Source organism: Methylobacterium sp. 1973, from assembly GCF_040545035.1.
Taxonomy (GTDB): Bacteria; Pseudomonadota; Alphaproteobacteria; order Rhizobiales; family Beijerinckiaceae; genus Methylobacterium; species Methylobacterium fujisawaense.
Map to the genome: position 1 here is coordinate 760,478 of NZ_JBEPLA010000001.1, position 20,642 is coordinate 781,119.

Consider the following 20,642-nt stretch of genomic DNA (forward strand, 5'->3'; position numbering starts at 1 on the left):
TCGGTGCTCTCGCCCGATCTGGGGCCGGACCCGCGCTGCGGCGAGCCTGGCCGGGTCACTCAGGCCCGGCGCAGGCGCAGGCCGAACAGGTGCAGAAGGCCCGCCAGCAGGCCGCCATAGACCAGCGCTCCCACGAGCCCCAGCACCGCCAGGACGACGAGGTCGCGCCCGTGCGGGAGGGCCGGCACCAGCGCCTGGACGAGTCCCTGGCCGTAGACGGCGACCGCCGCCAGCCCGAGGCAGGCCAGGGCCACGCCGGCGACGGTGAGGCCGAGCGTGCGCCCCGGCGCCGTCCAGTTCCGGCGCTTGGCCAGGACGAGCAGCAGCAGCAGGTTCACCCATTGGCTGACCGCGGTGGCGAGCGCCAGCCCGGTGACGCCGTAGGGGCCGGTCAGCCAGAGCTTCAGGACCACGTTGACGCCGATCGCCGTGAGGGAGGCCCAGAGCGGCGTCTTGGTGTCCTGGCGGGCGTAGAAGCTCGCCACGGCGCTGCGCACCAGCACCACCGCCGGCAGCGCCAGCCCGTAGGCCGCCAGCACCGAGGCCGCCCGGGCCGCATCCTCGGCGCTGAAGGCGCCGCGCTGGAACAGGGCCGCCATGATCAGGCCCGGGATGGTCAGGAAGGCCACGGTGAACGGCGCCGACAGGGCCAGGGAGAAGCCCGCGGCCCGGTTCTGCGCCGCGTGGGCCCCGGCCACGTCGCCGGCCGCGATCCGGCGGCTCATCTCCGGCAGCAGGACGGTGCCGGCCGCGATGGCGATGACGCCGAAGGGCAGCTGGTAGAGCCGGTCGGCGTAGTAGAGCGCCGAGACCGCCCCGGTGGGCAGCCAGCTCGCGATGATCGTGTCGGCGAAGGCCGCGATCTGGAAGCCGGCCGAGCCGACCACCGCCGGACCGAGCACCGTGAAGAAGCGCTTCAGCGCCGGATCGAGGCGCGGCACCGCGAGGTCCGGCATCACCCGGACCCGGCGGCAGCCCCACCAGAGCAGGCCGAACTGGAGCACGCCCGAGACGGCGACGCCCCAGGCGGCGGCGTAGGCGGCGTTCGGGAACAGGAAGCTCACACTCAAGGCCGCCAGCATGGCGAGGTTGAGCAGGACCGGGGCGCCCGCCGCCACCGCGAAGTGCCGGTGGGCGTTCAGGATGCCCGACAGCAGCGTCACCAGCGTCATGAACAGCAGGTACGGGAAGGTGATGCGGGTCAGCGCCACGGCGAGCTGGAAGCGCTCGCCGTCCTCGGCAAAGCCCGGCGCCAGGGCGTGGACCACCCAGGTCATGGCCGGCAGGGCGAGATTGAGCAGCACGAGCTGCACGATCAGCATCAGGGTGAAGACGCGGTCGGCGAAGCGGTGCGCCGCCCCGGGCTCGCCGGCCTCCGCGAGCCCGGCATAGGCCGGCACGAAGGCGGTGTTGAACGCGCCCTCGCCGAAGATCGCGCGGAAGTGGTTCGGGAGCCGGAAGGCGACCACGAAGGCGTCGGCCATGGGCCCGGCGCCCATCACGGCGGCCATCACCACGTCGCGGGCGAAGCCGGTGACGCGGGAGACCAGCGTCCAGCCGCCGACGGACAGGATGGAGCGGATCATCGGGCGGGGCGCTCGCTCACCCCCTCCCCCCGCAGCGGGGGCGGGCGAGAGCACGGTCGAAGCGTCGCGCGTGTCGATCGAAAGGAAATGGCCGGCCCCTTCTGCACCGGGTCATCCGGCCTCGGGCGCATCAAGAGCCGGTTTCGTGCGCCACCTCAAGGGTGCCGCGGACACAGGGTCCGCGGCACCGGCGATGCGCCTCAGCGGGTCGCCTCGGCGTACATCTTCTCGACGTGCTCCCAGTTCACGAGGTTCTCGATGAACGCCTTGAGGTAGTCGGGCCGGCGGTTGCGGTAATCGATGTAGTAGGAGTGCTCCCACACGTCGACGCCGAGGATCGGCTTGGCGCCGTGGACCAGCGGGTTCTCGCCGTTCGGGGTCTTCATGATCGCGAGCTTGCCGTCCTTGACGGCGAGCCACGCCCAGCCCGAGCCGAACTGGCCGACGCCCGCCTGGATGAAGTCCGCCTTGAACTTCTCGGCACCGCCGAGATCCTCGTCGATCTTCTTGGCGATCGCGCCGGGGATCGCGCCGCCGCCATTCGGCTTCATCCACTGCCAGAAATGGATGTGGTTGTAGTGCTGGCCGGCGTTGTTGAAGAGCGGCTGATTCGTGTTGTAGGCGGCCTTGACGATCTCCTCGACGCTCTTGCCCTGGAGATCCGTGCCCTCAAGCAGCTTGTTGCCCGTGTCGACATAGGCCTTGTGGTGCTTGTCGTGGTGGAACTCGAGGGTTTCCTTCGACATGTACGGCCCCAGCGCGTCGTAGGCGTAGGGCAGTTCCGGCAGGGTGAAGGTCATCGCGTCTTTCTCCGCTTAGCAGGGGGCGGCCTCGTCCCCGGCGGGGGGTCCCGAGTCGAGAGCCCGCTAGGTAAGTCGGCGACCGCGGGACGGCAACGCCGTTCGGCCGCAGCGCGGGACGTTCCGTCGATCCCGAAGCCGCGGCGGCGGATCGGTCCGCGCGGCGGATTGCCGGGTGAGATCCGGACTATTCCGCTTTCCCGGACAATCTCAGCCCCGAGTTTTGCAATATGACCGGTAGGCCTTACTGTGCGACCGCCTTGAGTGCCGGCCGTCAGCCGGCCCGTGTCTAGAGAGTATCATGATCGCTGCGCTGTTCGCGCTCGCCGCCGCCATGATCATCGGGGGCTGCGCCGCCGTGATCCAGGGCTTCCCGTACGTGCGTCTGGAGAGCGGGCTCGCGATGGTGATCGCGGGGTCTGTGGCGGCTTCGTCGGGTGCGGTCCTCCTCGGCCTCGGCGTGGTGGCCCTCGGTTTCCGACGGGTCGAACGGGCGATCGGGCGGAATCCGATGGCCGGCCCGCGGGAGGCCACCGCGGGCGCCGCACCGACAATGTCCCCCGACGAGGGCCGGATCCGGCTGCCGCCGGTCCTGCCGGCGGCGCCCGCCTTCATCGTGCCCTCGGTGGTGGAGCCGGCCTTCGACCCCGAGCGCCCCCGGATCGAGCCGAACCTGGAACTTCGGGCCGACGAGGCCCGCGCGCCCATCGCGGGCCCCTCTTTGGCCGAGCTGGAGAGACCCGTTCCGGCCGAGCCGCCGCCGCTGCATGTGGCGCCTCCCGTCCACGTGGCCGAGCCGATCCGCGCAGCCGCGCCGGAAGCCCCGAAGGCCGAAGCCGCGATCGCGCCCGACGACGACCTGTTCGCCGCCCCCGAGCCGCCTCCGGAATCCCGGTCGGAGGAGCCCCATAAGGGGCCGCAGGAGGGACCGCAGGAGGAGACACCCGCCCTGCGCCCGAGCCTCGACACTCCCCCCGAGCCCGAGCCGGCTCCGAAGCCCGCCACGCGCACCGTGGTGGGGCGCTACGCCTCGGGCGGCAACACCTACGTGATGTTCGAGGACGGCTCGATCGAGGCGGAGACGCCGCAGGGCCGCTTCACCTTCGGGTCGCTCGACGAGCTGAAGGCCTTCGTGGATGGCGGCGGCGAGGCCGGGACCCGCGGCGCGGCCTGACCCGCGTCCGCGCGCGCGCAGCGCAGCGACCCAGGGCCGCGCGCCGTCTGCGGGCGCGGTGCGCTGCTCGATGGCCCCGTCCCCCGCAAGGACGGTGACCTGTCCGAGCCAGCGGCGGGGACGCGGCCTCACACCAGCGGGTTGAGGCTGTCGTTGCGCGGCGGGATCGGCGCCCGCATCGTCAGGGCGAAACCGCCGGGGGCGTAGTCGGTCGTCACCTCGGCCTGGACCTGGGTGATCAGGACGCGTTGCAGCAGGCGCGACCCGAAACCCTGACGGCTCGGCGGCGAGACGGGGGGACCGCCCGTCTCACGCCAGGAGAACCGCAGGATCCCGGCCGGTCCGCCGGGCTCCAGCGACCATTCCACCGCCACCCGCCCGGTGCGGTTCGAGAGCGCCCCGTACTTCGCGGCGTTGGTGGTCAGTTCGTGGATCGCCATGCCGATCGGGACCGCGATCTCGGAGGGCAGGTCGATCGCCGGCCCGTCGAGGCTGATGCGGCCCTCGGCGCCGCCGTCCGGCGCCACCTCCGCGTAGGGCTTCAGCTCGTTGCGCAGGAGGTTGGCGAGGGACGCCATCTGCCACGTGTCCTCGGTGAGGACCGAGTGCGTGTGCGCCAGGGATTTGATGCGCCCGACGAACGCCTCGTAGAAGCTCTCGATGCTCGACGCCGTCCGCGCCGTGGAGCCGACGATGGCCTGGACGGTGGCCAGCGTGTTCTTCACCCGGTGATGCAGTTCCCGGATCAGCAGGCTCTGGCGCTCCTCCGCGACCCGGCGGTCGGTCACGTCCGCCACGACGCCGATCAGGCGGCGCGGCAGGCGGCCGGGGGCGTCGCGCTCGAACCGCCCGGCCATGTCGATCGTGCGCCACACGCCGTCGGACTTGCGCCGGATCCGGCCGCTGATGTGGAGATCGCCGTCCTCCCGCAGCGCCTTGGAGATCGCCCGGCGGACCGCGGGACGGTCTTCGGGATGGAGGATGTCGTTGAGGAACTCGGTCTTGCCGATCGTCCCGTCCTCGGGCGTGTGCCCGAAGATCTCGTACATGTGCTCGTTCTCCCAGATCGCCTGATCCTCGAGCATGTGCCACTCGAAGATCCCGAGCTTGGCGACCGTGGTCGCGACCCGCAGGCGCTGGTCGCGGGACAGGATCTCGTCCCGGGCCTCGACCCGTGTGGTGATGTCCTGGATGACGCCGACCATACTGGCCGGTCTGCCGTCCGGGCCCGGCACGGCCTGCCCCCGCACCCGCAGGATCACGGAGCGCCCCGCCACCGTCGTGGCCGTGTCGAACTGATAGGGCTCTTCGGTTCCGGCCGCGTCGTCGATGAGCGCGCTCAGGCGGGTGAGTTCCGCCTGCGACAGGCCGGTCTTGAGCGCCTCCCACGAGACGGAGCGACCCGGCGGCCGGCCGAGGATCCGGGCGGCGCGGCGCGACAGGGTGAGAAGGCCCGTCGCCCGGTCCCAGCGCCATTCCCCGAGCCCGGCGGCCGCCAGCGCCTCCCGGTTCGCCTCGGAATGGGCGGCCGCATCCACGTCGACCGCCTCGACGACCAGGGTCAGGCCTGCGCGCCGGACCCGCACGTCGAGGGAGGTGCCGTCCGAGCGGCGCCAGAACTGGAGGCCGTCCCGGAGCCCCTCCGGTCCCTCGGTCAGGAGATCGGTGGCCGGCCGCCCGGGCAGGGTGCCCTGCGGCCAGCCGAGGAGATCGTGCAGCGCCCGATTGGCGGCAGCGATCGTCGCCTCGTCCGCCGACAGCACGATGAGGCCGATCGCGGCGTCGTCGAAGCCGGTGCGGGACGGGTCCGCCGCCGCCGGGTCCTGCCCCACCCTCTCATTCACTCGGAAGAATCCTCGAACGTGCCGTGGCACGCTCCCGCCGGAGATGAACCCCGCCCCGCGATCCGCAGCCGCGGCGGGACTTCAGGATGGCGATCGAGCGTGACTGTGGCAAGGCGTTCCGCTCCGCCTGCGGCGACCGGGCGCCCGGGCGGCGCGATCGAGGCCGGTCTCAGCGCGGATGCCGGGCGAATTCCAGGTAGGTGGGCCGCCGCCCAGCGTCCAGCGCCTTGGCCTCGTAGCGCGTGCCGGGCCAACCCGGGAAGGGCTGCGTCCAGTCCTGCGCACCCCGTGCCGTCCAGGTGAGGTCCGGGCAGCGCGCGGCCCGGACCAGCGTCCAGCCGGCGTAGTCGTCGATGTCGCTGGCGAAGCGGAACAGGCCGCCATCCTTCAGCACCCGGCCGATCTCGGCGAGCGAGGCATCGGAGACGAAGCGGCGCTTGCGCTGCCGGCGCTTGGGCCAGGGATCGGGATAGAGCAGGTAGACCCGATCGAGGCAGGCATCCGGCAGGCGCGCCAGGAGGGCGGTCACGTCCGCGTCGCGGATGCGGACGTTGCGCAGACCCTGCGCCTCGATCGCCGCCAGCAGCTTGACCACACCGTTCACGAAGGGCTCGGCGCCGATGATGCCGACGGTCGGCTGCGCGGCCGCCTGGGCGGCGAGGTGCTCGCCGCCGCCGAAGCCGATCTCCAGCCAGAGCGCCTCGGGCGGCGCCGCCATCGCGGGAAACAGCGTCCGCGGATCGAGGGGCCGGTCGTCCGGCGGCAGGTCGATGCGCAGGGCCGGCAGAAGCTCGGCGAGCCGGCGCTCCTGCTGGCCGCGCAGGCGCTTGCCCTTGCGCCGGCCGAAGAAGGCGCGCTCCAGCTCCTCGGCCGGCGGTGCGGCGCGTCCAGACGTGTCAGACATGGTCACGGTGCGCCGTCGAAGGGCTTGCGCATCTCAGCGGGGTTGCTCGGCGGCGTGGGACCTTCGTCCCGTGCCGGTGTCTCGCGACGTCGGTCCGGGGGCCGCGGGCAAGCCCGGATCCGGGATCGCCGTCCCGACGCGGATCCGGATCCGCCGGCGCGTCTGGATGCGGGCTCCGCGGGGCGGCCCCGGATGACGGAGCGGTTGCCGGCCCGAGCCGGCCACCGGTCGGACCCAGGCATGGGGGCGCCGATCGCGGTGGGTGTGCGTCCGGCGCAGGCCCCGGACGACACCGGAACCGGCGCTGCCCCGAACCCGCTCCGCGGGTCCGGGGCGATTCCGTCCTCAGGCGAGGGCGGACTTCAGCTTGCCGGCGAGGTCGGTCCGCTCCCAGGAGAAGCCGCCATCGGCCTCCGGGGCGCGGCCGAAATGGCCGTAGGCCGAGGTGCGCGCGTAGATCGGCTTGTTGAGGCCGAGCGCCGTGCGGATGCCGCGGGGCGACAGGTCCATGGCGTCCATCAGCACGGCTTCGAGCTTGGCCTCGTCCACGTTCCCGGTGCCGTGCAGGTCCACGTAGATCGAGAGCGGCTTCGAGACGCCGATCGCGTAGGCGAGCTGGATCGTGGCGCGGCTGGCGAGGCCCGCGGCCACCACGTTCTTGGCGAGGTAGCGCGCCGCGTAGGCCGCCGAGCGGTCGACCTTCGTCGGATCCTTGCCGGAGAACGCGCCGCCGCCATGCGGGGCCGCGCCGCCGTAGGTGTCGACGATGATCTTGCGGCCGGTCAGGCCGGCATCGCCGTCCGGACCGCCGATCACGAACTTGCCGGTCGGGTTCACGTGCCAAGCCGTGCCCTCGTTGACCCAGCCCTGCGGCAGGGCCTTGAGGATGTAGGGCTCGACGATGGCGCGCACGTCCGCGGAATCGAGGGACTCGTCGAGGTGCTGCGTCGACAGCACGATCTGCGTGACCTCGACCGGGCGGCCGTTCTCATAGCGGACCGTGACCTGGCTCTTGGCGTCGGGCCCGAGCTTGGCGGCGTCGCCCTGCTTCGCCTTGCGGGCGTCGGCGAGGTCCTTGAGGATCTTGTGGGCGTAGAAGATCGGCGCCGGCATCAGCTCGGGGGTCTCGTCGGCGGCGTAGCCGAACATGATGCCCTGGTCGCCCGCGCCCTCGTCCTTGTTGCCGGCGGCGTCCACGCCCTGGGCGATGTCGGCCGACTGGGCGTGCAGGTAGATGGCGACGTCGTTGTTCTTCCAGTGGAAGCCCGACTGCTCGTAGCCGATATCCTTCACGGCCTCGCGGGTCAGGGCCTCGAGGTCCTTGAAGGTGACCGAATCGGGCCCGCGCACCTCGCCGGCGATGACGACGCGGTTGGTGGTGGCGAGGGTCTCGACGCCGAGCCGTGCCTCCGGCATCGCCGCGAGATAGGCGTCGACGACGGTGTCGGAGATTCTGTCGCAGACCTTGTCGGGGTGCCCCTCGGACACGGACTCGCTGGTGAACAGATAGTTTGAGCGCGGCATCAGACGGCCTCGGTTTCAGAGGTACGCCGTCGCGATCGCGGCGTTAGACCCTTCATGGGGCGGGCGTTCTCGCACCCGAGCAGTGGACGGTCAAGATGGAGGAACGAACGGATCCGCTATAACGAACGAAACGACCGAAAGAACGGCCGACCCGGGGATCCCGCCGCGGCCTCAACCGCCGATCTTGCTCTCCAGGGCGCGGATGGCGTCGGCCACGTCGCGGCGCGCTTCCTCGGAGAAGTTTTCGGTGATGTGACGGCCCACGATTTCGGCCAGCCCCTTCAGGCCGCCATCCGACAGGGCCGATTGCTCGCGCTCGCCGAAGCCCGGCGCGACGAAGTCATCGTTCCGGGGCATGCCTTTAAAGAAGTAATCCATCGGCACGCCGGTCATCCGCGAGAAGATATCGAGATGGACGGCGCTGATCCGGTTGGTGCCCTTCTCATACTTCTGGAGCTGGGCAGCAGACATACCGAAGCTCTGCGCGACGCGGCGCTGTGTGAGCGACGCCTTCCGGCGCTGCTCGGCGATGCGTTGCCCGACATAAACGTCGCGCTGATCGGTCTTCTGGCCCGCCATGAAGTGCTCGTCCACCCCCGCCATGAATCCTGGCAGCAAAGCTTAGCGCGGCCCTCGGTACTTGTCACCGGCAGGCGGTCACCGTGGCGGACGATTTGCGCGCGGCTCCGCGGCCGGAGAGAATTGCAAGACGCGAAAACTTGGCGTCCCCGGCAGGGCTCGAACCTGCGACCCCAGGTTTCATACCACTTCGGCTTTCGCCGCCGCGTCCCGAAGGCTCGCGTTCGTGGCCTGGACTATCCCTTCACCGTGGGCCGGATCGCCTCCAGCCGTTAGGTGCCGCCCGTCTAGTCTCTACACCTTCCCGCCGGGGCACCGTCGGGCTTGGCTCGGGATCGGCAGAGCATCGGACGCCTGAGCGCCGATGCCGGAAGCTTTCCCCGACTTTGAGCGGATCCGCCGCGTGGTTTCCCGACGCGACGCCCAATTGAACCTGCTTAGGAAACCTGTGCTCTGTCCAGCTGAGCTACGGAGACAACCGCGTGCTCCATAGCATTCTCCCGGTCCGAGGCCAACCGCGCCCGGTGGAAAGGCGGACGGCCGGGGCTCGCGGCCTCGGGGGTGTTCCATGGGCGGGATCACGGGCTGGGAGAGACAGCGGAGCGCGGCAGCGGCGCGGGTGGTGCGCGCGGGGATGCGCGCGGCGGTGCGCGCGGTCGTGCTCACGGCCTCCCTCGCCGCGACGCCGGGCGTCCTGCCGGTCCGGGCCGCCCCGCGGACCAGCCTGTCCGAATGCATGGCGGGGCCGGCGCGCGTCGAGGTCATCGCGGGGATCGGCCCCCGGGGGGAGATCCGCCTCGCGTCGGGCGTCCGGGCGGTGCCGGACTCGCTGCGGTGGCCGGACGCGCCGGAGGCCGCATCCGCGGCCCAGGCCTGGCTGGAGGCCCGGCTGGGCGCCAGGGTCACGATGATTCCGCGCGGGCAGCCCGACCGCTGGGATCGGGTGCGGGCCGATCTCCTGATCGCGGAGGGTGAGGAGGATCTGGCGGGCGGCCTCATCGGGGCGGGCCTCGCCGTCGCGGACGCGAACGAGGCCGATTCGCTCTGCCGCCCCGCCCTGCGCCTCGTGGAGGCGGCGGCCCGCGCGCGCAGGCTCGGCCTCTGGCGCGCGCCGCTTCCAGGGGCGCAGGACGGCCCGGCGCTCCGGGCGAAGGCGGGGCATTTCGTCGTCGTGGAGGGGCGCATCCGCCATATCGGCGAGCGGGGCGCGCGCACCTATCTCGATTTCGCGGCCCGGGGCACGGACGGGCTCACGGTGACGGTATCGAAACGCACTTGGCGAATGATGCGCGCCCGTGGTTTGAGTGCGGCCTCGCTCGAAGACCGGCGCGTGCGGGTGCGCGGCCTCCTCGAGGTCCGGCGCGGCCCGACCTTGGAGGCCGCCATCGACGGGATCGAGGTTCTGGACGAGGCGGACCGGCCGGAGGCCGGTCCGGACGGGGAACGGGAATTGCGGCGCTGATCGCGATGGGCGGGATCACGGGTCACATCATCGGGGCGTGCGTCCGCGGGGCGGGACGCCGCCCGCGCGGTGCGGCGGCGCTCGGCGGGCTCGCCCTGCTGCTCGGCGCCTGCGTCGCCGACCAGACCGAGGCGACCGTGCGGCCGGCCGTGGTCCGGGTGCCCGCGGAGGCGCCGCGCACGACGGGCCGCGAGCGCGCCGCGGACGCCGACCACCTCAAGCTCGTGGCCTCCTTCGGGGGCGAGGCGCGGGCGCCCAACGTGATGCGGCTGCTCACGGAGGTGACGGACCGCCTCGTGCGGGCCAGCGATCGGCCCGATCAGAGCTACACGGTGACGCTCCTCGATTCGCCGGTGGTCAACGCCTTCGCGCTGCCGAACGGGCGGCTCTACGTGACCCGCGGCCTCGTGGCCCTGGCGAGCGACACCTCCGAGGTGGCCGCCGTCCTGGCGCACGAGATGGCCCACGTGACCCTCAACCACGCCACGGCCCGCAGCGAGCTGGAGCTGCGCTCGGCGCTCGTCAGCCGGGTCGTGGCCGACGTGCTGAACGATCCCGATACCGGCGCGCAGCTCCAGCACCAGTCCCGCTTCGCCCTGGCCCGGTTCTCCCGCGAGCAGGAGCTGGAGGCGGACGCCACCGGCGTGCGCACCCTCGCCAAGGCCGGCTACGATCCGTTCGCGGCCGGGCGCTTCCTCACCGCCCTCAGCCGCTCGACCGGGCTGAAGGCCGGCAGCGCCAACGCGCCCGACATGCTGGCGACCCATCCGGGCACGGCCGAGCGCATCACCCAGGTCACCCGGGCGGCCCGCCGCATCGGCGCGCCGGGCATCGGCACCGACGACCGCGCCACCTACCTCGCGGCGGTGGACGGCCTCTCCTACGGCGACAATCCGCGCGACGGCGCGGTGCGCGGGCACCGCTTCATCCATCCCGGCCTCGGTATCGCCTTCGAGGTGCCGGAGGGCTTCACCCTGGAGAACACCCGCTCGGCGGTGCTCGGGACGACCCAGGACGGCAGCCGGCGCCTGCTGTTCGACCAGATCGAGGCCAAGGAGGGCCAGCCCCTCGACGCGGTGCTCAAGGCGAGCTGGAACGACGCCTTCGACCCGGCCGGCTTCGAGACCCGGGAGGTCGGCGGCCACCCGGCGGCCTTCGCGCTGTCGCGGGGGAAGGAGTGGACCTTCCGCCTCGCGGCGATCCGGATCGGCGATTCGACCTACCGGATGATCATGGCCGCCAAGGGCACCGCCGATCCCGACCCGGCCTTCCGCCGCTGGACCGCGACCCTCGTCGCCGTGTCGCCGGACGAGGCGGTCCTGCGTCCCCTGCGGCTGCAGGTGGTCCAGGCGATGTCGGCCAATGCCGAGGATCTCGCCCGCCGCATGGCGGTGCCCGACCGGGCGCTCGACCGGTTCCTCGTCCTCAACGGCCTGGAGCGCGGCGCCGCGCTGGTGCCGGGTCGCGGCTACAAGATCATCGTGGAATAGCCGCCCTGCGCGGCGGCGGCTTGTGCGTTCGCCCGGCCCGGACATCCTGCCGGGGTCGTTCAGGGAGAGCGCCGTGATTCGATTCTTCTACAATCTCAGCCCCAACCCCATGAAGGTCGCCCTCTGCCTCGAGGAGATGGGGCTGCCCTACGAGCCGGTGCCGGTCGATACCCGCAAGGGTGAGCAGTTCGATCCCGCCTACACGGCGGTCAACCCGAACGGGAAGGTGCCGGCGATCGTCGACGGCGACGTGACCGTGTTCGATTCGAACGCGATCCTGATGTATCTGGCGGGCAAGACCGGCCGGTTCCTGCCGGAGGGCGAGCCGGTCCGCGGCGAGATGCTGTCGTGGCTGATGTTCGTGGCCACCGGCATCGGGCCGTTCTCCGGCCAGTGCGTGCATTTCCGCCACTTCGCGCAGGACGGGGGCGCCTACGCCACCGAACGCTACACCTTCGAGGCGCGCCGGCACTGGGGCATCCTCGACCAGCGCCTCGCCGACCGCACCTACGTGCTGGGCGACACCTACACGATCGTCGACATGGCGGTCTGGGGCTGGGCCCGGATGGTGCCGTTCATCCTCGGCGAAGGCGCCTTCGGGGACCTGCCCAACGTCAAGCGCCACCTCGATGCGCTCAACGCGCGGCCGGCCGCGCAGGCCGCCGAGGCGCTGAAGGGCCGCCACGCCTTCAAGGCCGAGATGGACGACGAGGCCCGGAGCTTCATGTTCCGCGCCGTGAACAGCGCCGCCTGACGCTCCGCCGGATCCGACCGCTCCCTTCGCCTCAGGGCGCGGGAGCGGTCACCGTGAGCATCGGCAGGGTGACGGAGAGCGTGCCGGTCGGTGTCCGCTCGGTACCGAGCGTCAAACAGGCGGCGAGGCCGAGACACAGGGCGAGACCGATCAGCGAGGTCTCGAAGCCACGATAGACCCAATCCATGACGGTCCCCGTTCGCGAGGGACCGTCAGGATGCGCTCCACCGGTTAACGGATCTGTGCGCCGGCACGCATCCGCTGACCAGCGCTTACCAGCCGGATGCGACGAGGGCGGCCCCGGCGGCGATCAGGCCGACGCCCATCCAGGCGGCGAGGCTGAGGGTTTCGCCGAGCAGGGTGGCGCCGAGGATCGCCACCAGCACGACGCTGAGCTTGTCGATCGGCGCGACCCGGGCGGCGTCGCCCAGCGACAGGGCCCGGAAGTAGCAGAGCCACGACGCCCCGGTGGCGAGCCCCGACAGGGTGAGGAAGACGAGGCTGCGGCCGGAGATCTGCGCGAGGCCGCCGGCCTGCCCGGAGCCGACGACGATCGCCCCGGCGAAGACCAGGATCACGGCGGTCCGCACGAAGGTCGCGACATCCGACTGGACGCCCGAGACCCCGACCTTGGCGAGGATCGCGGTGAGTGCCGCGAAGCCGGCGGCGGCGAGCGCCCAGAAGCGCCAGGAGTGCAGCAGGTGGCTCACGGAGCTCTCACGCCGTTTCGGTTCCGGGCGCTCGGCGTCTTCGCGCGCGGAGCGACAGGCGGAGTGCCACGCCGACCGAGCGCGCACCCCCAGATCGCATCACGGCGCTCGCGATGCGGATGCGCCCGTGGACGTTGATGTGACCGCCGCGCCCGGGGCGCGGCGGCGCTCGGATCTCGGCTTCAGAGCAGCTTGTCGATCGTGATCGGCAGGTCGCGCACCCGCTTGCCGGTGGCGTGGAACACCGCGTTGGTGATCGCCGCCGCGGTGCCGACGATCCCGATCTCGCCGAGCCCCTTCACGCCGAGCGGGTTCGCCTTGTCCTCCTCCTCCACGAAGATCACGTCGATGTCGTAGATGTCGGCGTTCACCGGCACATGATACTCGCCGAGATTGTGGTTCATGAACCGGCCGATCCGGTGGTCGAGCATCGACTCCTCCTCCAGGGCCGAGCCGATCCCCATGACGACGCCGCCGAGAATCTGGCTGCGCGCGGTCTTCGGGTTCAGCACCTTGCCGGCCGCGATCGCCGAGACGACGCGGGTCACCCGGACCTGACCCAGCTCCTCGTCGACCTTCACCTCCACGAAGATCGCCGAATGGGTGTAGGCCTCGTATTTCTGATTGAAGTCCTTGTCGGGCCCTGCCTGTTCGACCGCCTCGACCTTGTCGATGCCGGCCGCCTGCATCACCTCGACCAGGGAGACGCTGCGGCCCGGATCGCCGGCAACCGAGATCCGGCCGTCCGCGAAGACGGCCCGGTCGAAGTCGACATTGGCGAGCGGCGAGTTCTCGAGCCCGCGGGCGAGCTTGAACACCTGTTCGCCGACGTTGCGGCAGGCCTTCATCACGGCGGTGCCCGAGGAGGCCGCCGTCCAGGAGCCGCCGGCGACCGGCGCCTCCGGCAGGCGGGTGTCGCCGAGCTTGGTCGTCACCGCGTCCATCGGCAGGCCGAGGGTGTCGGCGGCGATCTGCGTCAGAATCGTGTAGGTGCCGGTGCCGATATCGCCGGTGGAATTGCCCACCGTCAGGCGGCCGTCAGGCGTCAGGGTCGCGATGGCGCTCGACTGCATCATCATCGATTCCCAGATGCCGGTGGCCACGCCCCAGCCGACGAGCTCCCGCCCCTCGCGCATGGAGCGGGGCTCGGGATTGCGCTTCGCCCAGCCGAAGCGCTCGGCGCCCTGCCGGAAGCAGCTCTTCAGCTCCTTCGAGCCGAAGGGCTTGCCCTGGGCGGTGGCGTCGGATTCGGCGTAGTTCTTGAGCCGCAGGGCGATCGGGTCCTGGCCGGTCGCGTAGGCGAGCTCGTCCATGGCGGTCTCGATGGCGAAGACCCCGGTCACGGCACCGGGGGCGCGCATGTCGCCCGGGGTGGCGGTGTCGAGCTTGGCGATGCGGTAGGTCAGGGCCACGTTCTCGCAGCGGTAGAGAACCCCCGACCAGTTGACGATCACCTCCTGGTAATCCTCGAAGGTGGAGGTGCCCTGGACGGCGTCGTGCCGCAGCGTCGTCAGCGTGCCGTCCGGCTCGGCGCCGAGCGCGACGGTCTGGAGCGCCTCGCCCCGGTAGGTGAAGGACCACATCTGGTCGCGGGTCAGGGTGACCCGGACCGAGCGCTTCAGCTCCTGGGCGGCCAGCATCGCCAGGAACGCCTGGTATTGCGGGCGCAGCCCGGAGCCGAAGCCGCCGCCGAGATAGGGGTTGAGCACCCGGACCTGATCGGGCTTCAGGCCGAACACGTTGACGAGGTACTGGTGGCTGTTCGAGACGCCCTGGATCTTGTCGTAGACCGTGTAGGTCCCGTCCTGCTCCACCACCACCGTGGTGGCGTGCGGCTCCATCGGGTTGTGGTGCTCGTTGGCCATGCTGTAGCCGCCCTGCACGCGGATCGGCGCGCTGCCGAACGCCTGGTCGGCGTCGCCCCACGGAGCCGGCGGCGGCTTGATGCCCTCGCGCTTGGTGGGCGGATCGTAGGCGTCGCCGCGCACGGCCTTGAGGTCGGTGACGGGCTCCTGCATCGCGTAGCTGACGCGGACGAGGGACGCGGCGTAGCGCGCGGTCTCGAAATCTTCCGCCACCACCAGGGCGACCGGCTGGCCGCTGAACACGATCAGGTCGTCGTAGAGGGCGCGGAAGGGCGAGCCGGGGGGCGCCACCGCGTCCTGGAAGTTCTTGTCCCGCCACGCGGTGCGCGGCCGGTTCGCGTGGGTAATGACCTTGAGGACGCCCGGGACCGCCTCGGCCTCGGCGGACTCGATGGCGGTGATCCGGCCTTTGGCGATGGAGCTGGACACCACATAGCCGTAGGCGAGGCCGGGCGCGGCGAACTCGCCCGCGTACTTGGCGAGGCCGGTGACCTTGGCGGGCCCGTCGATGCGGCTGCGCGGGCTGCCGACGAAGGTGTCGCGGCCGGTGGAGCTGAAGGTCTGGGGGTTCGAGGTCTGGGTCATGGCGGGGCCTACTGGATGCGCTTGTCGCTGAGCGACTGGGGCGTGCCGGCGGCGGCCTGTTCGAGGCCGCGCACGATGGCCCGCCGGGCGAGATCGATCTTGAAGCCGTTCTCCGATTGCGGCTTGGCTTCCGCGACGATCAGGTCGGCCGCGTCCTGGAAGCTGGCGCGGGTGGCGGGCTTGCCCTCGAGCAGGGCCTCGGCCTCGCGGTTGCGCCAGGGCTTGTGGGCGACGCCGCCGAGCGCGAGGCGCGCGGTCTTGATCCGGTCGCCGTCGAGTTCGAGCCCCGCCGCCACCGAGACCAGCGCGAAGGCGTAGGACAACCGGTCGCGCAGCTTCAGGTAGGTGAAGTGCTGCGGGAAGCGGCTCTCCGGCAGGTCCACCGACACGACGATCTCGCCGGGGGCGAGGTTCGTGTCCGTCTCGGGGGACTCCCCCGGCAGGCGGTGGAATTCGGAGAACGGGATCGACCGCTCGCCCTGCGGCCCGTTCACCTGCACGGTGGCCTCCAGGGCGGCCAGCGCGATGCACATGTCGGAGGGGTGCGTGGCGATGCACTTGTCGCTCGTGCCGAAGATCGCGTGGATGCGGTTCATCCCGCCGATCGCCGGGCAGCCGGAGCCGGGCGCGCGCTTGTTGCAGGGCGTGGCCACGTCGTAGAAATAGTAGCAGCGGGTCCGCTGCAGCAGGTTGCCGCCCGTGGAGGCGGCGTTGCGCAGCTGCGCCGAGGCGCCGGCCAGGATGGCGTTGCGCAGGAGCGGATAGCGCGCCGTCACTCTGTCGTCGTACGCCACCTTGGCGTTGGTCACGAGCGCCCCGATCCGGAGCCCGTCCCCGTGCGCCTCGATCCGGTCGAGGGGCAGGTGGGTGATGTCGATCAGCCGGCCCGGCTTCTCGACCTCGTACTTCATCAGGTCGATCAGGTTGGTGCCGCCGGCGATGAAGCGGGCCCCGGCCCCGAAGGCCTGCACCGCCTCCGCCACCGTGCCGGCGCGGACGTAATCGAAGCGGTTCATCGGGCGTCTCCCTGCATGACGTCCTCGATGGCGTCGACGATGTTGGTGTAGGCGCCGCAGCGGCAGAGGTTGCCGCTCATCGCCTCGCGGATCTCGTCCCGGGTGTGGGCGTGGCCCTCGTTCATCAGGCCCACCGACGAGCAGAGCTGGCCGGGCGTGCAGTAGCCGCACTGGAAGGCGTCGTGCTCGATGAACGCCTCCTGGATCGGGTGGAGGGCGTTGCTGCCCGCCCGGTCGCCGAGGGCGGCGAGCCCTTCGACCGTGGTGATCTCGGCCCCGTCCTTCATCACCGCGAGGGTCAGGCAGGAATTCACCCGGGTGCCGTTCACCAGCACCGTGCAGGCGCCGCACTGGCCGTGGTCGCAGCCCTTCTTGGTGCCGGTGAGGTCGAGCCGCTCGCGCAGCAGGTCGAGGAGCGTGGTCCAGGGCGCGATGCGGAGTTCGCGTCGCTGCCCGTTGATCGTCAGCGTGATGCCGATGGGCGTATCCGCCGACACCGGCGGCTGGGTCTCGAGTCGCATGATGTCGTCCACGGTCTGGGCCGGCCGGGGCCGGGCTGGAACGGATCGGCCGAAGCGGCAACCGGCAGAGACGCGCGGGCACCGGCCTGAGGGCTCGATCGATAACCATTCCAATCTGCGCCTGTTCCGGTGCGCGCTGTCTCACCCCATGATCGCTGGCGGGTCCGCGAAGCGGCTCCGGGGCCAATCAACCCGTCCTCCGACGTTGCCGCCCCCGCCCCGCCTCGGCTAACCCTCGTCCCGCAGAGTCCCCGCCGCACCCCGGAGCCCCCGATGGCCGCGCTCGACGCGATCCTCAACGACATCGACACGGATCTGGAGAACGCCCTGGAGCGGCTGTTCGCCTTCCTGCGGATCCCGTCGATCTCCACCGATCCCGCCTATGCCGGCCAGTGCCGCGAGGCTGCCGCCTGGCTCGCCAAGGACCTGACCGCGCTGGGCTTCGAGACCTCCGTCGAGGAGACCTCGCTCCATCCGGTCGTGCTCGCCCACAAGCCGAAGCCCGGAGCGCCGCACGTCCTGTTCTACGGCCATTACGACGTGCAGCCCGTCGACCCCCTCGACCTGTGGACGACGCCGCCCTTCGAGCCGCACCTCGCCGATGACGGGCAGGGCGGCAAGAAAATCGTCGGGCGCGGCGCCTCCGACGACAAGGGGCAGGTGATGACCTTCGTGGAGGCGTGCCGGGCCTACATCGCCATGCACGGCGAGTTGCCCTGCGGCGTCACGATCCTGATCGAGGGCGCCGAGGAGAGCGGCTCGCAGGGGCTCCCCGAATGGGTCGCCGCCAACCGCGACCGGCTCGGCTGCGACGTGGTCCTCGTCTGCGACACCGGCATGTGGGACCGGAAGACCCCGGCCATCACCTCGTCCCTGCGCGGCCTCGCCTATTTCGAGGTGAAGGTGACCTGCGCCGACCGGGACCTGCATTCGGGCTTCTTCGGCGGCGCCGCCCGCAACCCGATCCACGTCCTGTCGAAGATCATCGCCGACCTGCACGACGCGGACGGTCGCGTGACGATCCCGGGCTTCTACGAGGGGGTGCACGAGCGCCCGCCCGAGGTGCTGGAGCAGTGGCGCGGCCTCGGCCTGACGCCGGAGACCCTGCTCGGGCCGATCGGCCTCAAGGAGCCCGCGGGCGAGCGCGGGCGCATGCCGATCGAGCTGGTGCAGTCGCGCCCCTCCTGCGACGCCAACGGCATCATCGGCGGCTATACCGGCGAGGGCACCAAGACGGTGATCGCCTCGACCGCCTCCGCCAAGGTCTCGTTCCGCCTCGTGGACGACCAGGATCCGAAGCGGCTCGCCGAGAGCTTCGAGGCGTTCGTGCGGGAACGCGTGCCGGCAGATTGCCGGGTCGAGGTCATCACCTACAAGGGCTCGCGGGCGATCAGCCTGCCCTTCGACATGCCGCAGCTCGGGGCCGCCAAGGCCGCGCTGCAGGACGAGTGGGGCGTGCCGGCGGTCACCGTCGGGGCCGGCGGCTCGATCCCGATCGTCGGCGACTTCAAGCGGATCCTCGGGCGCGACACCCTGCTGATCGGCTTCGGCCTCGACGACGACCGGATCCACTCGCCGAACGAGAAGTACGACCTGACGAGCTTCCACAAGGGCACGCGCTCCTGGGCGCGGATCCTCGCGGCCCTCGGCCAGGGCTGAGCCGTCAGCGGGCGGAGGCCGACCGCATCTTCCCGTCGATCCAGGTCCAGAGGGCCCGGACCTCGTCGGCGGCCGGGCTGACGGGGGCGTATTCCGTGACGCCGAGCCCGGTCGCCAGGGCGTCCTGGTGGTCGACCCGGTGGATGATGCCGGGCTCGGCCAGGACGCCCAGGGCGCGCAGCTGCGCCGCGTAGGCGCTGGTGCGCGGCGAGGGCGGCGGCGGGCACTGGTTCAGTACCAGGGCCAGCCGCTCCCGCAGCCCGAGCCCGACGAGCGCCTGGAGGGTCGGCCGGGCGGCCACGATGTCGAGCCGCGAGGGGCGGACCGGCATCAGGACGAAGTCGGCATCCTTCAGGGCCGGCGCGAGGCCGGACGCGCTGCCGGCGGTATCGAGGACGGCGAGCGTCGTGCCCTGCTCGGCGAGGATGCCGAGAATCTCCGACAGCTGGCCCATCTCCCAGGGCTGGATCCGGTCGACCGCGACGGCGTCGCTCTCGCTGTCGCTCCCGCGGTCGCTCTTGCGCAGGGCCCCCCAGCCGGCCAGGGATCCCTGCGGGTCGAGATCGAGGGCGGTCACCTGCTCGCCTGCCTCCGCGGCGGCGACGGCCAGGGAGGCCGCGAGGGTTGTCTTGCCCGTCCCGCCCTTCTGCACCGCCAGGGCGAGGACCCGCAGCGAGCCGGCGCCGGGCCGGGGCGCGGTGTCCGGCGCCGGTTCGGATCCTTCGGGATCCATGCGTGTCCCACCTCTCCAATCTCAGGCCCGGGCCTCGGCCCGTGCGGCGCCGAATCGAGGTCCGGCACGATCGTGCTTACCGTGACGCCGCTGGCTGGGGCCAGCGTCGCGCGGCGGCGCCTGTGGACCGCCCGTCACCGGCTCCCGATCGGCGGGGCGCGGATTCCGGCGCGCGGGATCGCCCGGACGGCCCATGCGTTGGGCCGGCATCCCGTCGGTCGCGCGCCGCGCCCCCGCCGGGACTCCGATGACCGCCACGCCGGGATCCGCATGCGCCTCGACCGCCGCCGCCTGATCGGAACGGGGCTCCTGGCCCTCGCCGCCCCCGCGGCCCGCGCCGGGACGCCGCCGCCCCCGACGAGCCGGCCTGCGGGGATTCTGGACCTCGCCATCGCGGCGGATGCGCCCTCGACCCCCACGGGACTCGCCATCGCCCGGGGCGGACGGATCTTCGTGATGATGCCGCGCTTCACCGGTGCGGAGCCGATCACCCTCGGCGAGGTGCTGCCCGACGGATCGGTGAAGCCCTACCCCGACGCGGCGGCCAACCGCCCGGATCCGCAGGCGCCGCAGGCCACCCTGTTCCACGTGCCGAACGGCGTCTTCGACCGTGACGACACCCTCTGGGTGCTCGATGCCGGCCTGCCGACCGGCAAGGGACGGCCGGTGCCGGGCGGCGCGAAGATCCTGGCGATCGATATCGGCCGGAACAGCATCCGCCGGACGATTCCCCTCGACGCGGGCGTGGTGCCGGATTCCTCGCTGAACGACCTGCGGGTCGACGTGCGCGACGGGCGGGCGCTGGCCTACGTCACCGATCAGGGGCAGGCCGGCGCGGGGGCGATCCTCGCGGTCGATCTCGACAGCGGGCGGGTGGTGCGGCGCCTCGCGGACCATCACAGCACGCGCTCCGAGGAGGGCTTGGTCAAGTTCGTGGAGCGGCGGCCGGTGATGGAGCGGAAGGGCGACGCGCCGGAGAAGAGCCCGAAGGGCGGCGCCAACGGCATCGCGATCAGCCCGGACGGACGCCGCCTGTACTACGCGCCGCTGATGAGCCGGCGGCTCTACGCGGTCGAGACCGCGGCCCTGCGCGACCCGAACGTCTCGGACGCGGCCGTGGCCGCCACGGTCAAGGATCTCGGCGAGAAGGGCATGACCGGCGGGCTGACCACCGATTCCGAGGACCGGGTCTATCTCAGCCTGCAGGAGCACAACGCGGTCGGCCGGCGCCTGCCGGACGGCACCGTGGAGGTGCTGGCCGCCGACGACCGGCTGATCTGGGCCGACACCTTCTGGATCACCCCGGACCGATGGCTCTATATCTCGGCGGCCCAGGTCAACCGGCGGCCGGAATTCAACCGCGGCCGGGACCTTCAGCAGCCGCCCTACGCGATCCTGCGCATGCGCATCGACGCGGACCCTGTCCTGTAGCGGAT

18 protein-coding genes are annotated in these 20,642 nt (G+C 71.7%); 6 read left to right on the forward strand and 12 right to left on the reverse strand.

Going from position 1 to position 20,642, the window contains the following annotated elements:
- Positions 1–59: 59 nt before the first annotated feature.
- Complete coding sequence (gene murJ / locus ABIC70_RS03730; RefSeq protein ID WP_354438895.1) at positions 60–1,586, reverse strand: murein biosynthesis integral membrane protein MurJ; 1,527 nt, start codon at positions 1,584–1,586, stop codon at positions 60–62.
- Between the two features lie 200 nt (positions 1,587–1,786).
- Entirely contained in the window at positions 1,787–2,386 is a 600-nt protein-coding gene (locus ABIC70_RS03735; protein WP_043351079.1) for a superoxide dismutase, read from the reverse strand.
- A gap of 301 nt (positions 2,387–2,687) precedes the next feature.
- Between ABIC70_RS03735 and ABIC70_RS03740 the strand changes: the two genes are divergently transcribed.
- Positions 2,688–3,560: a hypothetical protein gene (locus ABIC70_RS03740; protein ID WP_354438896.1), complete on the forward strand. Its 873-nt coding sequence runs from the start codon at positions 2,688–2,690 to the stop codon at positions 3,558–3,560.
- 128 nt (positions 3,561–3,688) lie between these two features.
- On the opposite strand, the gene ABIC70_RS03745 is transcribed toward ABIC70_RS03740, so the two are convergent.
- The 4 genes from ABIC70_RS03745 to ABIC70_RS03760 all read right to left on the reverse strand — a co-directional run bounded on the left by ABIC70_RS03745 (position 3,689) and on the right by ABIC70_RS03760 (position 8,411).
- Positions 3,689–5,404 (reverse strand): sensor histidine kinase, encoded by a 1,716-nt coding sequence (locus tag ABIC70_RS03745; protein WP_354438897.1) that lies wholly within the window; start codon positions 5,402–5,404, stop codon positions 3,689–3,691.
- 169 nt (positions 5,405–5,573) lie between these two features.
- Complete coding sequence (gene trmB, locus ABIC70_RS03750) at positions 5,574–6,308, reverse strand: tRNA (guanine(46)-N(7))-methyltransferase TrmB (protein WP_043759730.1); 735 nt, start codon at positions 6,306–6,308, stop codon at positions 5,574–5,576.
- A 345-nt stretch (positions 6,309–6,653) separates the two neighbouring features.
- The gene (gene metK, locus ABIC70_RS03755; RefSeq protein ID WP_053609375.1) at positions 6,654–7,832 is read right to left on the reverse strand and encodes a methionine adenosyltransferase; all 1,179 of its coding nucleotides are present in this window, start codon (positions 7,830–7,832) and stop codon (positions 6,654–6,656) included.
- Positions 7,833–8,003: 171 nt separating this feature from the next.
- Positions 8,004–8,411 carry a helix-turn-helix domain-containing protein gene (locus tag ABIC70_RS03760; protein WP_043346443.1) on the reverse strand — a complete coding sequence of 136 codons (408 nt, stop codon included), beginning with the start codon at positions 8,409–8,411 and terminating at the stop codon, positions 8,004–8,006.
- 634 nt (positions 8,412–9,045) lie between these two features.
- Between ABIC70_RS03760 and ABIC70_RS03765 the strand changes: the two genes are divergently transcribed.
- The 3 genes from ABIC70_RS03765 (at position 9,046) to ABIC70_RS03775 (ending at position 12,117) form a co-directional block, all read left to right on the forward strand.
- Entirely contained in the window at positions 9,046–9,873 is an 828-nt protein-coding gene (locus ABIC70_RS03765; protein ID WP_502915944.1) for a thermonuclease family protein, read from the forward strand.
- A gap of 5 nt (positions 9,874–9,878) precedes the next feature.
- Entirely contained in the window at positions 9,879–11,363 is a 1,485-nt protein-coding gene (locus ABIC70_RS03770) for a M48 family metalloprotease (protein ID WP_354438900.1), read from the forward strand.
- A gap of 73 nt (positions 11,364–11,436) precedes the next feature.
- Entirely contained in the window at positions 11,437–12,117 is a 681-nt protein-coding gene (locus ABIC70_RS03775; protein WP_043346447.1) for a glutathione S-transferase family protein, read from the forward strand.
- Between the two features lie 31 nt (positions 12,118–12,148).
- Here ABIC70_RS03775 and ABIC70_RS03780 read toward each other — a convergent pair whose 3' ends face one another.
- From ABIC70_RS03780 to ABIC70_RS03800, 5 genes are all read right to left on the reverse strand, one after another.
- A complete protein-coding gene (locus ABIC70_RS03780; RefSeq protein WP_167380420.1) occupies positions 12,149–12,304 on the reverse strand; it encodes a hypothetical protein in 156 nt (51 codons plus the stop codon).
- An 85-nt stretch (positions 12,305–12,389) separates the two neighbouring features.
- Positions 12,390–12,827 carry an EamA family transporter gene (locus tag ABIC70_RS03785; RefSeq protein ID WP_043346438.1) on the reverse strand — a complete coding sequence of 146 codons (438 nt, stop codon included), beginning with the start codon at positions 12,825–12,827 and terminating at the stop codon, positions 12,390–12,392.
- A gap of 182 nt (positions 12,828–13,009) precedes the next feature.
- Positions 13,010–15,277, reverse strand: coding sequence for a xanthine dehydrogenase family protein molybdopterin-binding subunit (locus ABIC70_RS03790; protein ID WP_043759725.1), 2,268 nt, complete (start codon positions 15,275–15,277; stop codon positions 13,010–13,012).
- Positions 15,278–15,285: 8 nt separating this feature from the next.
- Positions 15,286–16,293 carry an FAD binding domain-containing protein gene (locus ABIC70_RS03795; protein ID WP_043354027.1) on the reverse strand — a complete coding sequence of 336 codons (1,008 nt, stop codon included), beginning with the start codon at positions 16,291–16,293 and terminating at the stop codon, positions 15,286–15,288.
- Positions 16,290–16,814 carry a (2Fe-2S)-binding protein gene (locus ABIC70_RS03800; RefSeq protein WP_354438904.1) on the reverse strand — a complete coding sequence of 175 codons (525 nt, stop codon included), beginning with the start codon at positions 16,812–16,814 and terminating at the stop codon, positions 16,290–16,292. Before ABIC70_RS03800 ends, ABIC70_RS03795 begins: the two co-directional genes overlap by 4 nt.
- A 273-nt stretch (positions 16,815–17,087) precedes the next feature.
- On the opposite strand from ABIC70_RS03800, the gene ABIC70_RS03805 reads away from it, so the two are divergent.
- The gene (locus ABIC70_RS03805) at positions 17,088–18,473 is read left to right on the forward strand and encodes a M20/M25/M40 family metallo-hydrolase (protein WP_043379370.1); all 1,386 of its coding nucleotides are present in this window, start codon (positions 17,088–17,090) and stop codon (positions 18,471–18,473) included.
- A gap of 4 nt (positions 18,474–18,477) precedes the next feature.
- Here ABIC70_RS03805 and ABIC70_RS03810 read toward each other — a convergent pair whose 3' ends face one another.
- The gene (locus ABIC70_RS03810; protein ID WP_354438906.1) at positions 18,478–19,206 is read right to left on the reverse strand and encodes a nucleotide-binding protein; all 729 of its coding nucleotides are present in this window, start codon (positions 19,204–19,206) and stop codon (positions 18,478–18,480) included.
- Between the two features lie 270 nt (positions 19,207–19,476).
- On the opposite strand from ABIC70_RS03810, the gene ABIC70_RS03815 reads away from it, so the two are divergent.
- A complete protein-coding gene (locus ABIC70_RS03815; RefSeq protein WP_354438907.1) occupies positions 19,477–20,637 on the forward strand; it encodes an SMP-30/gluconolactonase/LRE family protein in 1,161 nt (386 codons plus the stop codon).
- Positions 20,638–20,642: the final 5 nt, after the last annotated feature.

Excerpts from the sequence above, each read along its gene's own strand:
- ABIC70_RS03770 (WP_354438900.1), top strand. The coding sequence starts at position 9,879 with ATGGGCGGGATCACGGGTCACATCATCGGGGCGTGCGTCCGCGGGGCG.
- ABIC70_RS03740 (WP_354438896.1), top strand. The coding sequence starts at position 2,688 with ATGATCGCTGCGCTGTTCGCGCTCGCCGCCGCCATGATCATCGGGGGC.
- ABIC70_RS03735 (WP_043351079.1), bottom strand. The coding sequence starts at position 2,386 with ATGACCTTCACCCTGCCGGAACTGCCCTACGCCTACGACGCGCTGGGG.
- ABIC70_RS03795 (WP_043354027.1), bottom strand. The coding sequence starts at position 16,293 with ATGAACCGCTTCGATTACGTCCGCGCCGGCACGGTGGCGGAGGCGGTG.
- murJ (WP_354438895.1), bottom strand. The coding sequence starts at position 1,586 with ATGATCCGCTCCATCCTGTCCGTCGGCGGCTGGACGCTGGTCTCCCGC.
- ABIC70_RS03780 (WP_167380420.1), bottom strand. The coding sequence starts at position 12,304 with ATGGATTGGGTCTATCGTGGCTTCGAGACCTCGCTGATCGGTCTCGCC.
- trmB (WP_043759730.1), bottom strand. The coding sequence starts at position 6,308 with ATGTCTGACACGTCTGGACGCGCCGCACCGCCGGCCGAGGAGCTGGAG.
- ABIC70_RS03805 (WP_043379370.1), top strand. The coding sequence starts at position 17,088 with ATGGCCGCGCTCGACGCGATCCTCAACGACATCGACACGGATCTGGAG.
- ABIC70_RS03815 (WP_354438907.1), top strand. The coding sequence starts at position 19,477 with ATGCGCCTCGACCGCCGCCGCCTGATCGGAACGGGGCTCCTGGCCCTC.
- ABIC70_RS03760 (WP_043346443.1), bottom strand. The coding sequence starts at position 8,411 with ATGGCGGGCCAGAAGACCGATCAGCGCGACGTTTATGTCGGGCAACGC.
- ABIC70_RS03810 (WP_354438906.1), bottom strand. The coding sequence starts at position 19,206 with ATGGATCCCGAAGGATCCGAACCGGCGCCGGACACCGCGCCCCGGCCC.
- ABIC70_RS03790 (WP_043759725.1), bottom strand. The coding sequence starts at position 15,277 with ATGACCCAGACCTCGAACCCCCAGACCTTCAGCTCCACCGGCCGCGAC.
- metK (WP_053609375.1), bottom strand. The coding sequence starts at position 7,832 with ATGCCGCGCTCAAACTATCTGTTCACCAGCGAGTCCGTGTCCGAGGGG.
- ABIC70_RS03765 (WP_502915944.1), top strand. The coding sequence starts at position 9,046 with ATGCGCGCGGCGGTGCGCGCGGTCGTGCTCACGGCCTCCCTCGCCGCG.
- ABIC70_RS03800 (WP_354438904.1), bottom strand. The coding sequence starts at position 16,814 with ATGCGACTCGAGACCCAGCCGCCGGTGTCGGCGGATACGCCCATCGGC.